Genomic DNA, 12,940 nt, shown 5'->3' with positions numbered 1-12,940 from the left:
CAGAACCCGCCTCACGGTGCGTGATGCCGACATCTCTGCGACGGAGACCCGGACGGAGACCTTTACGGGACCTCCGTGGAGGGCTATTCCGTGGCGTCCTCCAGCTGCGGGACCAGCAGGTCGAGCGCGTGGAGCATGGAGGCCGGGGTGCCCAGGGAAATCGCGTTGGCGAGCTCGTCGTCGGCGACGACAGCGTGGCCCTCCTTCACTGCGGTGAGGGAGTTCCAGGCCGTGTCCTTGGTGAGCTCGTCGGCGGAGAGCATGATCGGGAAGCCGATGACCACGTCGGAGTCGGCCTTGTCGATGTTCTCCTCGGACAGGGAGACGTAGAAGGTGTCGCCGGCGAGATCGGTGATTTCCTGGTTCGGCTGGAAGCCGATGTCCGCCAACAGGTCAGCGCGGGCGTCACCGGTGACGTACGCGCCCCATTCCTCACTGGTCTTCGCCAGGACGGTACCGGTCTTCTCCGACCACTCCGGGTGTGCGTCCCTGACCTCGGTGATCCGGTCGTTAGCAGAGGTGACCAGGTCCTCGCCCTTCTGGCTCTCGCCGAGGGCGGTGGAGATCATCTCGACCTGGGTGTCCCAGGGGGTCGTCCAGTTGTCGGCACCTTCGGGTGCGGAGACGGTCGGCGCGACAGCGGAGAGCTTCTTGTAGGTGTCCTCGGAGCCGTCGGAGCGGACGTTGATGATGAGGTCCGGTTCCAGCGCGGCGATCTTCTCGTAGTCGAGCTCCATGGTGCCGAGCAGCTCAGGGGCCTCGTCATAGGACGCCTCCGCCCACGGGCTCAGACCGTCGTCGCCGAAGTCGAGCCAGTCGCTCACGCCGACGGGCTGGACGCCCAGCTCAGTGGCGATCTCGGCGTCGCCCCAGCCCAGGGCGACGACCTTCTGCGGCTGCTCCTCGATCTCGACCTCGCCGAACTTGGTGTCGACGGAGACCGGGAAGGAGTCGGTGGCGGTGGATTCGGAGGAGGACGATGACGAGGAGGTGTCGTCATCGTCGTCGTCGGAGGAGCAGGCCGCGAGAGCGACTGCGGTGGTGAGGGCCATGGCGGCCGCGCTGATGCGCATCATCCTGGAGGTCATGCAGGTGAGCCTACCGTTAGCCCGGGGAACTGAACAGCCCTGAATTGCGTACCGCGTTAGACTCGGACCCCATGGGAACACCGCCGTTCATCACCGAACTCCGTGAGCACATCGGCCACGCCGAGCTGTGGCTCCCGGGCGTCACCGCGATCGTCGTCAAGGACGTCGCCCCCGACGCTCCCGCCTTCGCCACCCCGGAGGTCCTGCTGGTCCGTCGGGCCGACGACGGCCGGTGGACGCCGGTCTGCGGCATCGTCGACCCTGGTGAGGAGCCCCATGCCGCCGCGGTCCGTGAGGTCCGCGAGGAGACCGGCCTGACCGTCGAGGTGGACGCGCTGATCGGCGTCGGCGCCGTCGGTCCGGTGACCTACCCCAACGGCGACGTCTGCCGGTACATGGACACCACGCTGCGCTGCGTCGTCACCGGGGATTCGGAGGACGCCTGGACCCCGCGCGTCAACGACGAGGAATCCACCGAGGTCGGCTGGTTCCAGATCGCCCAGCTTCCTCCCCTGGACCCGCGGTTCCGCCTGGTCATCGCGGACGCTGTCGCCCAGCTCAAACATCCGTCCGGGTTCCGGCCGCGGATGGGCTACGTCAAGCGCGACCGGCCGGCCTGGCACTGAGTCCGGACACTGAATCTGAGCACTGAACCATGAGCCGGAAGCGGGCGCTGCCCAATGTTGTCGCGGATGCGCTGGAGCGCATCTGGGAGGGCGCGACCGCTGACGACCTGGAGTCCGCCGTCCTCGACTTCAAGGAGGATCCGGCGCACACCCCCACCCGCAATGCCACGGCCAAGGTCGTGGACATGCTGGTCAGGACGGCGACCTGTTTCGCCAACGGCTCGGCGGGGCGCGCCTTCATCGTCTTCGGCATCGCCGACCGCACCCCCGGCCCGGACGCCTTCAACGGCACCGACCGGGATCCGGCGGACATCGCCCACACCATCTTCGCGAACACGCGTCCCCACCTCACCGTGGACGCCTGGTCCGCCGAGGTCCATGGCGCCCGCCTGGTCATCATCCGCGTCGCCGCAGGTATGGCCGTGTACACCGGCTTCGACGGGGTGGTGAAGCACCGCGTCGGGGACGCGTGCCTGCCGCTCGACGGGGAGGAGCGGGTGGCGTTGGGGCGGGTGCGTCACAATCCGGATCCGACGGCACGGGCGGTCGCGATGCCGGCGTCCGCCCTTGATCCGCACGGGCTGTCGGTGGCGTGCGGCGTCCTCCAGGAGCGGGGTGGCTGGTTCGCCGAGGCCGTGGGTGACGGTGCGCCGGAACCGGTGCTGCATGCGCTGGACCTGCTGACTCCCGACGGCTCCCCCACTCTGGCCGCGCGGATCCTGTTCGGCAGACCGGACCCGGAGCGTCCGGTGGCCCGGCACCTGTTCCGGGACTCGGGCGGGGACATGGTCGCGGAGACGGAGATCCATGACCCGCTGATCCTTGCCGCGCCGGCGCTGCAACGCCTGGTCAGGTCCCATGCGGACACGGTGATGCCGGTGCCGGCGCAGGCCGAGGCGCTGAACAATGCGCTGCTGCACCGGGACTGGTCACGGCCGGAACCGGTGGTGGTGTACCAGTCGACCGACATGTTACGGGTCTCCTCGCCGGGCGGGCTCGCGCCGGGTGTGGCCGCGGAACGGCTGCTGTCGGGGCCGTCGCAGCCGAGGAACCCGTCGCTGGTCAATGCGATGCAGATCCTCGGACTGGTGGAATGGTCCTCGCGGGGTTTCGACCGGATGTGGGTGTCGATGCTCGCGGCGGGGTTCGAGCCGCCGACGGTGGACGTGCGGGCGGACTCGGTGGATGTGGTGCTCTTCGACGGTGTCGCCGACCAGGCATTTGTCGCGGCGCTCTCGGCGATCCGGGAGGAGTTCGGCCGGGGCATCACGCGGGACGCCGCGACGCTGGTCGTGCTGCGTTACCTGCTGGGCGGTTCCGGTGGTGCGGGTGGTGCGGGGTCAGCCGGCACCGCGGTGATCACGCTGGCGCGGGCGGCGGCCCTGCAGCAGTCCACCGAGGCGGACGCCAGGACGCTGATGACCTGGTTGGCCCAGCGGGAGCTGCTGCACCGCACATCGAAGCGTCGTGACGAGTGGCGGTTGTCCGACCGGACGCTGGCCGTGGTGGTGGGGTGAGCTGGCGCCCCGCGTCCTACCAGGTGTTCTCCGGGCGTTTCTGCTCGTACTTCGAGGCCCGGAAGGAACACATCATCAGCTGCACCTGGTGGAAGATCATCAGCGGCACGATGATCAGCCCCGCTCCCCCGCTGAACATCACCGTCGCCATCGGAAGGCCGGAGGCCAGGGACTTCTTCGTGCCGCAGAACTGGATCGCTACCTGGTCGGCGTAGTTGAAGCCCAGCTTCCTCGCTACCCACGAGGTCACCGTCAGCATGATCCACACCAGCACCACCGAGCCGACACAGATGCCGACGATCGCGCCCCAGCTCACCGAGGACCACACGCCCATGACGATGCCCTCGGAGAACGCCACGTAGACCACCAGGCCGATGGAGATCTTGTCGACGTAGCTCGTCGGCTTGGCCTTGGCGAAGGTCTGCACCGCCGGGAAGACGGCACGTGCGATCTGGCCGATGATGAACGGTGCCAGGAGCTGCAGGGCGATGTCGAGGAAGACCGAGGTGTCGATGGTCAGGCCGCCGTCGCCTGAGGTCATCAGCAGCAGGACCAGCACCGGGGTGACGATGACTCCGATCATGTTGGACGCCGAGGCGCTGATGATCGCGCCGGGCACATTGCCGCGGGCGATCGAGGTGAAGTTCACGGACGACTGCACCGTCGACGGCACCAGGCACATGAACAGGATGCCCTGGTAGAGGTCCTCGCCGATGGCATGCTGCAACGGCATCAATGCCAGCCCGATGAGCGGGAAGAGCAGGAAGGTGAAGGCGAGGATGAGCAGGTGCAGCCGCCAGTGCATCAGTCCGTTGAGGGCCTCGCGCGTGGACAGGCGCGCACCGTAGAGGAAGAACAGCACGCCGATGACGATCTTGACGACCCAGTCCATGACGTCGGCGAAGGCGCCGTCGGCCGGGAAGATCAGCGCCAGTACCACGCCGAGGATGATGAGAACGATCAGCAGATCGGGTCGGTATCCCAGGATGCGGTCAATGAAGTTCCTCATAGTGAGACACCTTATCGGTCGACACAGTTTTCTGCGAGATTCCGCACAGCATCGCCCCGCGCATACGAGGACGCCGCCCCTGCCGCACGCACCGCCAGTGAACCGGCCGCAGCGGCGTACCGTGCGGCGTCCACCAGGGACATTCCCTGCGCCAACGCGGTGGCCAGGGTGCCGGCGAACGCATCGCCGGCACCGGTGGTGTCCACCACCTCCGGGACGGGAGAGGACGCCACCATCGTGCGCTGATCCTCCCCGTCACCCTCGATGACCAGCGCGCCCTGCGCCCCGAGCGTCACCACGGCACTTGTAGCAAGTCCCCGTCCGACCGCCGCGGCGAGCCCGTCGAGCACCTCGTCCAGTCCGATGTCCCGGGGGACGCCCAGGACATCCGCCGCCTCGGTCTCGTTGATGATCAACGGGTCGGCAGCGGCGACGAGGTCCGGGTTCCGGGTCGTCACCGGTGCGAGATTGAGCACGAACCGGGCACCCAGTCGCTCCGCGAGCGCAGGCAGCGACGCGGAGTGCTCCGGGGTCAGTTCGCCCTGCGCGAGCAGGACGTCCGCCCGCTCCTCGCCCTCCTTGCCGGGGAAGGACGCCGGGTCGGTCACCGTGTTCGCCCCGGAGGTCACGATGATGATGTTCTCCCCGGCCGCGTCATTCATGATGAATGCCTGGCCGGTCGGGGCAACCGAGGTGCGCGCCACCCCGGAGATGTCGACACCGGCATCCTGGAGGACGCCGAGAGCGGTTTCACCTGCGGCGTCCTCGCCCACTGTGGCGATGAGCCGGACCGTGGTGTCCGTGTCATCTCCCGTGGTCACAGCGAATCTTGCGGCGGCGACGGCCTGGTTCGCGCCCTTGCCACCGAGAGCCTGGTTCCCGCCGTCGGGCAGCGCGCCGGGTGTGGCGATGACCGTTTCCCCGGCGGTCGGGAAGGCATCGACACGGACGAAGGTGTCGATGTTGACGGTGCCGCAGACGAAGACGACGGAGCCGGTGGCCATCAGCTGCAGTGCTCGTTGACGTAGTTGTTGATGTTCACTGCGGACTTCGCGGTGCCCAGGGCGTCCGAGAGACCGGCGAGCGGACCACCGGAGCCCTCGGTCTCCTCGGTCTCCTCGGTCTCGTCGGAGTCGGAGCCGAAGGCCTTGTCCATGGTCTCGGCGTCGTCCTGGATGTCCTCGGGAGCGACGTCCGCCAGTTCAGACCACATGTCACCGAGATTGTTGAAGGCGTCTCCGGCCTGGTTCAGGCCGTCGCCGATATCGGCGCTGGAGGTGACGGTGTCCATCGCGGCGGTGAACTGGTCGCGGTGGTCGTTGACGGTCGAGCAGAAGTTCTCCTCGCTGCGCTCCTCGCCGGAGCAGGCGGCCAGGCCCGCCAGGGCAATGCCGGCCGCGGCCAGCAGGGTGGCGGTCCTCGTGATCGTCATGGTTCGCATGGGGCAGCCTCTTCCTCATCCGGTGCGGTTGTCGTACCTGCGACGGTACCCGCGGCGGTGGTCGGCGGTGGTCGGCGGTGGTCGGCGGTGGTCCACGCGACATGCGCCGCGCGACGCCTACGGTGGCAGGTGGAAGGAGGAGACGATGCCCACGAGGGAGTACACCTGCCCCATGCACCCTGAGGTGCGGGAGGGCCCTGGAGCCGGTGAAGAGGCCGGTGACGCCACCGGCCCCGACCCCGAGCTGACGGACATGACCCGCCGGTTCTGGATCTCCGCGGCCCTCGCCGTCGTCGATCCGGTCAAGGAGACCATACCCGACGCCCCTGCCGCACGCCACGATGCGCAATATCCGGGAGAACCTGGTGTTCGCGTTCATCTACAACGCGATCGGCATCCCGGTAGCTGCCGGTGTGCTCTCTCCGGGTGACCTCGCTGGCGTAGCAGGGTTGCGAGGGACTGCCGGTTTCCCCGGTCCCCACCGTGGATCTGCAGGTGGTGCCGGAGCTGCGTCCTACTTCCCGTCCTGGGCGGCCATGGCACGGCGGGCGGCGTCCATGTCCAGCGACGGGGCATTCAGCGAGGTGGTGGTTCCGGACAGGTCGTCGTCCCCGTGGTCGCAGGCACCGCAGTCGCCGCAGGACCCGCCACAGGAGTCACCGGCCGCGGAGACGGTACCGGTGGCGTCCTTCACCGGCGGGATGACCAGGCCGGCGTCCTGCGAAGATGCGGCAGACGCGGCAGGAGCACTGCTCCCCGAGGAGCAGCATCCGGCCGCCGCACGCCTCTGCTCCGCCTCCTGACCCTTGCGCAGGTCGATCTGCGCCATGATGTGCGCCGCATTCGCCGCACCGGTGCCGATGAGCGCCAGAGCTCCGACGGCCAGTACACCGGCAACGGCCCACAGCCAGCCTCCCTGCAGGCTGACCAGCCCACCGAGCAGCAGGGCGATGCCAGCACCGGTCCAGAACGGGCCGGCGATGCGGTGCCCGGTGACCCACATGTCCTTCGACTTGCGGACCTCCGGGATACGCAGGCCCACCCACCTGTTGCCCGGCAGTCTCCCCGTCAGCCCCATCAGACCAGTGACCAGCACCGCAACACCGAGGACGAACAGCAGGACAGAGAGAACGATCATGACCAGCAGTCTATTACAATGAGCAGCCATGAGTAATTCCAGCGAGTCCACCCCCTTCCGTTACACCCCGGAGCTCGCCGGCGACATCGAGGCCCGCTGGCAGAACACCTGGCGGGAGCAGGGCACCTTCAACGCCCCGAACCCCGTCGGGGACCTCGCTGACCCGGACCAGGCGCTGCCGGACGACAAGCTCTTCGTCCAGGACATGTTCCCCTACCCCTCGGGTGTCGGCCTGCACGTCGGCCACCCCCTGGGGTACATCGCCACGGACGTCTACGCCCGCTACAACCGCATGCTGGGCCGCAACGTCCTGCACACCCTCGGCTACGACGCCTTCGGCCTGCCCGCCGAGCAGTACGCCGTGCAGACCGGTACCCATCCGCGCACCACCACCCAGGCGAACATCGACAACATGGAGCGTCAGCTCGGTCGCCTGGGTCTGGGCCACGACCGCCGCCGCGTCGTGGCCACCACCGACACCGACTTCTACCGGTGGACGCAGTGGATCTTCCTGCGCATCTACAACTCCTGGTTCGACACGGATGCCCAGAAGGCCCGCCCCATCGCCGAACTCGAGGAGAAGTTCATCGCCGAGGGTGTCGACGGCACCGCCTGGGCCGACCTCACCCCGAAGCAGCAGCAGGAGGCGCTCGACGAGCACCGCCTGGTCTACCGCTCGAACTCCACCGTGAACTGGTGCCCGGGCCTGGGCACCGTGCTCGCCAACGAGGAGGTCACCGCGGACGGACGCTCCGAGCGCGGCAACTTCCCCGTCTTCCGCAAGCGTCTGTCGCAGTGGATGATGCGCATCACCGCCTACTCCGACCGCCTCATCGACGACCTCGCCGACCTGGACTGGCCGGAGAAGGTCAAGTCCATGCAGCGCAACTGGATCGGCCGGTCCCGCGGTGCCGAGGTCGACTTCGCCGTCGAGCTGGCCGCACCCAGGTCCGAGGCCCGGATCCGGGTGTTCACCACCCGCCCGGACACGCTCTTCGGTGCGTCCTACATGGTCCTGGCACCCGAGCACGAGCTGGTGGATGCGCTGGTCACCGACGCCCCCTACGCCGAGGGCACCAACCCGCTGTGGACCAACGGTGAGGCTTCCCCGAAGGACGCCGTGGCGTCCTACCGGAAGGCCATCGCCGCGAAATCCGACCTGGAGCGTCAGGAGAACAAGGAGAAGACCGGCGTCTTCACCGGCGCCTACGCGACCAATCCGGTCAACGGCGCGCAGGTCCCCGTCTTCATCGCAGACTACGTGCTGACCGGCTACGGCACCGGCGCGATCATGGCCGTGCCCGCCCACGATGAGCGCGACCACGAGTTCGCGACCGTCTTCGGCCTGCCGATCCACGAGGTCGTGTCCGGTGGGGATGACGTTCAGGACGCCGCGTACACCGGCGACGGCGTCCTCGTGAATTCGGGCAACGATCGCGGGCTGACCCTCGACGGGAAGAACAAGGCCGAGGCTATCGAGGCGACCATCGCCTGGCTCGCGGAGCAGGGCCTCGGTGAGGAGAAGATCCAGTACAAGCTGCGTGACTGGCTCTTCGCCCGTCAGCGCTACTGGGGCGAGCCCTTCCCCATCGTCTACGACGCCGACGGTGTGGCCCACGCTCTGCCCGAGTCCATGCTGCCGGTCGAGCTGCCCGAGGTCGAGGACTACAAGCCGGTCAGCTTCGACCCGGACGACGCCTCCACCGAGCCCCAGCCGCCGCTGGCGAAGGCGAAGGAGTGGGTCGAGGTCACCCTGGACCTCGGCGACGGCGAGCAGACCTACTGGCGCGACACGAACGTCATGCCGCAGTGGGCCGGATCCTCCTGGTACCAGCTGCGCTACATCGACCCGACGAACTCGGACGCGCTGGTCGACATCGAGAACGAGAAGTACTGGACCGGCCCGCGCGAGGGCATGCCCTCCGGCGGCGTGGACCTCTACGTCGGTGGTGTGGAGCACGCCGTGCTGCACCTGCTGTACAGCCGTTTCTGGCACAAGGTCCTCTTCGACCTGGGGCACGTCAGCTCCTACGAGCCGTACCACCGCCTCTACAACCAGGGCTACATCCAGGCCTATGCCTACACGGACACCCGTGGCGTCTACGTCCCGGCCGCCGAGGTCGAGGAGAAGGACGGGAAGTTCTTCTACAACGGCGAAGAGGTCACCCAGGAGTACGGCAAGATGGGCAAGTCCCTGAAGAACGCCGTCTCCCCCGATGAGATCTGCGACAACTACGGTGCAGACACCCTCCGCGTCTACGAGATGTCGATGGGCCCGCTGGACACCTCCCGCCCCTGGGCGACGAAGGACGTCGTCGGTGCGCAGCGTTTCCTGCAGCGTGCCTGGCGTCTGGCGGTCGACGAGGCCACCGGGGACGTCGCAGTCGGAGATGCCGCCCTCACCGACGATGACAGCCGTGCCCTGCACCGCACCGTCGCCGGCGTGCGTGACGACTACGCGAACCTGCGGGACAACACCGCCGTCGCCAAGCTCATCGAGTACGTCAACTACCTCACCAAGGCCTACGCCGGTGCGTCTGCGCCCCGGGCCGCGGTCGAGCCGCTGGTGCTCATGCTGGCCCCGGTCGCCCCGCACATCGCCGAGGAGATGTGGACCCGTCTGGGCCACGAGGGGTCACTGGCCCACGTCGACTTCCCGACCTTCGAGGAGAAGTGGCTGGTCGACGACTCTGTCGAGCTGCCGGTACAGGTCATGGGCAAGGTCCGTGGCCGCATCACCGTCCCGGTGGACGCCGCCCGTGACGCCGTCGAGGCCGCCGCTCTCGCCGAGCCGAACGTACAGGCGCACATCGAGGGCAAGACGGTGGCGAAGATCATCGTGGTCCCCGGCAAGATGGTCAACATCGTCGCCAGGTAGGGGCCCGGACGCAGGTGCCCGCTACTCCCCCAGGATGAGCTTCGGCAGGAGTGTCGTGGCCACCAGGAGGAACCACGGCACCAGCGCCCACACGGCGCCCATCAGCGGCGCCCAGGCATGGTAGCGGCTCCACTTGCGGCTGGTGATGACACAGGTCCCCACCACACCCACGAGGGCCACGACGATCGGCGCGATGTGGGTCGCCACGGAATCGCCGGTGATCAGCCAGAAGACCAGCAGGGTCAGCAGGGTGAGGACTGGTACGCCGAGACCGAGCCGCCACGCCAACCGGACGGTGGCGCGGTGGTCCTCCTGCTCCAGATGGGAGATCAGGTCCTCGGAACTGTCCATCGAATCCATGGTTCCAGCGTAACCCAGCCACACCCCACGACCACAGGGGGTCACACGGCGCTGACGAGTACCGGGGCGGGGGAATGACGCAGGATCTGGTTCGTCGACGGGCCGATGAAGACCCGGTTGAAGGAACCGAGGACGGAGGAACCGACGACCAGCAGGTCGCCCTTCTTCCATCGCAGGTCACTGATGGCGCCGGCCCAGTCGTCGCCGGTACCGACCCCGGTCTGGACCTCCAGCCCCGGATGACGCTCCAGCGCGCGGTTCCGGCCACGGGCGAGGATGGCCTCCGCCTGGGTCCGCCACCGCTCCAGCGCATCGGCGCTGTCGGGCAGGGGGACGCGGGTCGGGTACATCGTGGCCCCGACCGGGCTGAAGGCGACGAGGCGCAGCGGCACCGAGCACCGGGCGGCGAGGTCCGCGGCGTGGCGCAGTGCCTGCTGGGACTGTTCGGTGTCCACGTAGGCGCAGCTCACCCGGGTCACACCGTGGCTCGACAGGGTCGGCAGGTGCGGCGCGACGAGCACCGGCAGCGGGGAGCAGTGCAGCAGGGCATCTGCGGTGGCACCGGCCCGGAACCGCCCTTCGGGGGCGTCATCGCGGGAACCGATGAGGATCAGGTCGGCACCGAAGTCGGTGGCGGCGGTGATCAGGGCCGTGGTCTCGGAATGGCTGACCAGCGGGGTGTCCGTCCCGTCGGAGCCGGATGCGCCGGTGTCGATGCACTCGTCGGGGACACCGGCCTCACGGAGTGCGGAACAGGCGTCCGCCAGGCAGGCGGCGGTCTCGGCGCGCGCCCAGTCTCTGACCCTGTCCAGGGTGTCCGGGTCGACGACGCTGCCGCCAGCGGGGCTTCCCGGCCAGATGCGCGGGATGACGCAGACGGGACGGATCGACAGCGGTCCGCTACGGGACATCCATGCCGCGACAGCGGCGGTGTCCGCACCGGCGGAGCCTGGGGTCCCGTCGCCGGGACGCCAGGCCAGGAGAATCCGGGTGGTGCTCACGGCGGCCACGGGTTACTTCGCGGCGTCCCCGTCGGTGGTCTCCGCGTCGGCCTCGGTCGAGGTGCCGGTGACGTGGGGGCCGAAGGTGGAGAGAACCCGGTCGAACAGCGGCAGGGCGTCCTCGACCTGCTGCAGTTCCTCGCCGGTGAGTCCGTTGAGCAGCGTGGCGAGCTGCTCGACGCGCTCCTCGGTGATCTTCTCGAGCTGGCGGGTGCCTTCGTCCGTGAGACGGACACGCACACCACGACGGTCGCTGACGTCGCGGACGCGGGAGACGAGGCCCATCTGCTCCAGATGGTTCACCGCGTTGGAGGCGGTGGGCATCCGGATGGCTTCGAGGTCGGCGATCTGGCTGATGCGCAGGGGGCCGTTGTCCTGCAGGTTCATCATGATCGACAGCTGGGCCATGCTGATGGCGGAGGTGGCGGTCTGGCGGAAGTAGAGCAGGTACAGACGGGTGAGTACCGGACGGAGCTGCTTCGCGACGCCGAGGGAAGAGACGGTCATGCTCTCTAACCTACCTGTTCTACGGACGAATTGTTCACCGGGGCGGAATGTTCTGGAAGAATATGCTGACCGTCACAGTGTGACGGTCAGCGGGTGGAGCGGGTCGGTCAGAGACGGGCGAGGGACTCGGTGACGTCCTGCTGCAGGTCAGCGCCATCTTCGCCGGCGATGAACACCTCGAGGTCCTTGCGGCCCTGGTCATCGTTGACCTGGCGGCGCGGGGACTTCATGAGGTAGGTGGAGGCCGGGTCGACGGAGCCGCCGATGCCGCGGTCCTTCGCGATCTTCGCGGCACGCACCGCGTCGATGATGACGCCGGCGGAGTTCGGGGAGTCCCAGACCTCGAGCTTGTACTCCAGGTTCAACGGGACATCGCCGAAGGCGCGACCCTCGAGGCGGATGAAGGCCCACTTGCGGTCGTCGAGCCACTCGACGTGGTCGGACGGGCCGATGTGGACGTTGCGGTCGGAGATCTTGCCGGCCAGCTCGCCGTGCAGGTTGGAGGTCACGGCCTGGGTCTTGGAGACCTTCTTGGACTCGAGACGCTCACGCTCGAGCATGTTCTTGAAGTCCATGTTGCCGCCGACGTTGAGCTGGTAGGTGCGGTCCACGGTCACGCCGCGGTCCTCGAAGAGCTTCGCGAGGACGCGGTGGGTGATGGTCGCACCGACCTGGCTCTTGATGTCGTCACCGACGATCGGGACGCCGGCGTCGGCGAACTTCTTCTCCCACTCGGGGTCGGAGGCGATGAAGACGGGGAGGGCGTTGACGAAGGCGACACCGGCGTCGATGCAGCACTGCGCGTAGAACTTGTCTGCTTCCTCGGAACCCACCGGGAGGTAGCAGACCAGCACGTCGGCACCTGTCTCCTTGAGGGTGTTGACGATGTCGTCGTGGGTGGCGTCCGGCTCGGCGGACTCCTCGATCGACTCGCGGTAGTACTTGCCCAGGCCGTCGAGGGTGCGTCCGCGCTGGACGGTGACGCCGGTCTCCGGGACGTCGCAGATCTTGATGGTGCAGTTCTGGCCGGACTCGATGGCGACGGAGACGTCCTTGCCGACCTTGTCGGCGTCCACGTCGAAGGCGGCGACGAGATCGATGTCTCGGACGTGGTAGTCACCGAAGCGGACATGCATGAGGCCGGGCACGGTGTCGTCGTCCGGGGTGTCCTTGTAGTACTCGAGGCCCTGGACGAGAGAGGTGGCACAGTTGCCCAGGCCCACGATGGCGAGCTTGATGTTGGAAGAGGTGTTCTCGGTCATGGCTCTGGACCATAGACCCGTTCCGGTGAAAACCTGCACGTCGAAAAGGGTCTGAACGGCTCTTGACCGGTTCACCGGATTGCTTGACCGATCAAGTCGGGGTGCCGGTCGGG

12 protein-coding genes are annotated in these 12,940 nt (G+C 68.0%); 3 read left to right on the top strand and 9 right to left on the bottom strand.

Annotated features, from left to right (window positions below; all coding sequences use genetic code 11):
• Positions 1–83: 83 nt before the first annotated feature.
• A complete protein-coding gene (locus Q0A27_RS02115; protein ID WP_291473430.1) occupies positions 84–1,088 on the bottom strand; it encodes an iron-siderophore ABC transporter substrate-binding protein in 1,005 nt (334 codons plus the stop codon).
• A 71-nt stretch (positions 1,089–1,159) separates the two neighbouring features.
• On the opposite strand from Q0A27_RS02115, the gene Q0A27_RS02110 reads away from it, so the two are divergent.
• Together Q0A27_RS02110 and Q0A27_RS02105 are read left to right on the top strand one after the other, a co-directional pair.
• Positions 1,160–1,714 (top strand): NUDIX domain-containing protein, encoded by a 555-nt coding sequence (locus Q0A27_RS02110; RefSeq protein ID WP_291473429.1) that lies wholly within the window; start codon positions 1,160–1,162, stop codon positions 1,712–1,714.
• Positions 1,715–1,743: 29 nt separating this feature from the next.
• Positions 1,744–3,231, top strand: coding sequence for an ATP-binding protein (locus Q0A27_RS02105; RefSeq protein ID WP_291473428.1), 1,488 nt, complete (start codon positions 1,744–1,746; stop codon positions 3,229–3,231).
• Between the two features lie 16 nt (positions 3,232–3,247).
• Here Q0A27_RS02105 and Q0A27_RS02100 read toward each other — a convergent pair whose 3' ends face one another.
• From Q0A27_RS02100 to Q0A27_RS02085, 4 genes are all read right to left on the bottom strand, one after another.
• A complete protein-coding gene (locus Q0A27_RS02100; protein ID WP_291473427.1) occupies positions 3,248–4,240 on the bottom strand; it encodes a bile acid:sodium symporter family protein in 993 nt (330 codons plus the stop codon).
• A gap of 11 nt (positions 4,241–4,251) precedes the next feature.
• Positions 4,252–5,244: a ribokinase gene (locus tag Q0A27_RS02095; RefSeq protein ID WP_291473426.1), complete on the bottom strand. Its 993-nt coding sequence runs from the start codon at positions 5,242–5,244 to the stop codon at positions 4,252–4,254.
• On the bottom strand, positions 5,244–5,681 hold the full coding sequence (locus Q0A27_RS02090; RefSeq protein ID WP_291473425.1) for a hypothetical protein: 438 nt from the start codon (positions 5,679–5,681) through the stop codon (positions 5,244–5,246). Before Q0A27_RS02090 ends, Q0A27_RS02095 begins: the two co-directional genes overlap by 1 nt.
• A gap of 514 nt (positions 5,682–6,195) precedes the next feature.
• Positions 6,196–6,819 (bottom strand): SdpI family protein, encoded by a 624-nt coding sequence (locus tag Q0A27_RS02085; protein ID WP_291473424.1) that lies wholly within the window; start codon positions 6,817–6,819, stop codon positions 6,196–6,198.
• Between the two features lie 28 nt (positions 6,820–6,847).
• Here Q0A27_RS02085 and leuS point away from each other — a divergent pair, with 28 nt between their 5' ends.
• Positions 6,848–9,697: a leucine--tRNA ligase gene (gene leuS, locus Q0A27_RS02080; RefSeq protein WP_291473423.1), complete on the top strand. Its 2,850-nt coding sequence runs from the start codon at positions 6,848–6,850 to the stop codon at positions 9,695–9,697.
• 21 nt (positions 9,698–9,718) lie between these two features.
• On the opposite strand, the gene Q0A27_RS02075 is transcribed toward leuS, so the two are convergent.
• From Q0A27_RS02075 to Q0A27_RS02060, 4 genes are all read right to left on the bottom strand, one after another.
• Entirely contained in the window at positions 9,719–10,057 is a 339-nt protein-coding gene (locus Q0A27_RS02075; protein ID WP_291473422.1) for a hypothetical protein, read from the bottom strand.
• A gap of 41 nt (positions 10,058–10,098) precedes the next feature.
• A complete protein-coding gene (locus Q0A27_RS02070) occupies positions 10,099–11,058 on the bottom strand; it encodes a universal stress protein (RefSeq protein ID WP_291473421.1) in 960 nt (319 codons plus the stop codon).
• A 12-nt stretch (positions 11,059–11,070) separates the two neighbouring features.
• Entirely contained in the window at positions 11,071–11,565 is a 495-nt protein-coding gene (locus Q0A27_RS02065) for a MarR family winged helix-turn-helix transcriptional regulator (protein ID WP_291473420.1), read from the bottom strand.
• Between the two features lie 107 nt (positions 11,566–11,672).
• A complete protein-coding gene (locus Q0A27_RS02060; RefSeq protein WP_291473419.1) occupies positions 11,673–12,827 on the bottom strand; it encodes an inositol-3-phosphate synthase in 1,155 nt (384 codons plus the stop codon).
• Positions 12,828–12,940 lie beyond the last annotated feature (113 nt).

Origin of the sequence: Corynebacterium sp. (assembly GCF_022712275.1) — a bacterium.
Classification (GTDB): domain Bacteria; phylum Actinomycetota; class Actinomycetes; order Mycobacteriales; family Mycobacteriaceae; genus Corynebacterium.
Note: the sequence above shows the minus strand (reverse complement) of the source record. Positions and strands in the feature narration are given on the sequence as shown.

Excerpts from the sequence above, each read along its gene's own strand:
- Q0A27_RS02060 (WP_291473419.1), bottom strand. The coding sequence starts at position 12,827 with ATGACCGAGAACACCTCTTCCAACATCAAGCTCGCCATCGTGGGCCTG.
- Q0A27_RS02085 (WP_291473424.1), bottom strand. The coding sequence starts at position 6,819 with ATGATCGTTCTCTCTGTCCTGCTGTTCGTCCTCGGTGTTGCGGTGCTG.
- Q0A27_RS02075 (WP_291473422.1), bottom strand. The coding sequence starts at position 10,057 with ATGGATTCGATGGACAGTTCCGAGGACCTGATCTCCCATCTGGAGCAG.
- Q0A27_RS02105 (WP_291473428.1), top strand. The coding sequence starts at position 1,744 with ATGAGCCGGAAGCGGGCGCTGCCCAATGTTGTCGCGGATGCGCTGGAG.
- Q0A27_RS02110 (WP_291473429.1), top strand. The coding sequence starts at position 1,160 with ATGGGAACACCGCCGTTCATCACCGAACTCCGTGAGCACATCGGCCAC.
- leuS (WP_291473423.1), top strand. The coding sequence starts at position 6,848 with ATGAGTAATTCCAGCGAGTCCACCCCCTTCCGTTACACCCCGGAGCTC.
- Q0A27_RS02100 (WP_291473427.1), bottom strand. The coding sequence starts at position 4,240 with ATGAGGAACTTCATTGACCGCATCCTGGGATACCGACCCGATCTGCTG.
- Q0A27_RS02095 (WP_291473426.1), bottom strand. The coding sequence starts at position 5,244 with ATGGCCACCGGCTCCGTCGTCTTCGTCTGCGGCACCGTCAACATCGAC.
- Q0A27_RS02065 (WP_291473420.1), bottom strand. The coding sequence starts at position 11,565 with ATGACCGTCTCTTCCCTCGGCGTCGCGAAGCAGCTCCGTCCGGTACTC.
- Q0A27_RS02090 (WP_291473425.1), bottom strand. The coding sequence starts at position 5,681 with ATGCGAACCATGACGATCACGAGGACCGCCACCCTGCTGGCCGCGGCC.
- Q0A27_RS02115 (WP_291473430.1), bottom strand. The coding sequence starts at position 1,088 with ATGACCTCCAGGATGATGCGCATCAGCGCGGCCGCCATGGCCCTCACC.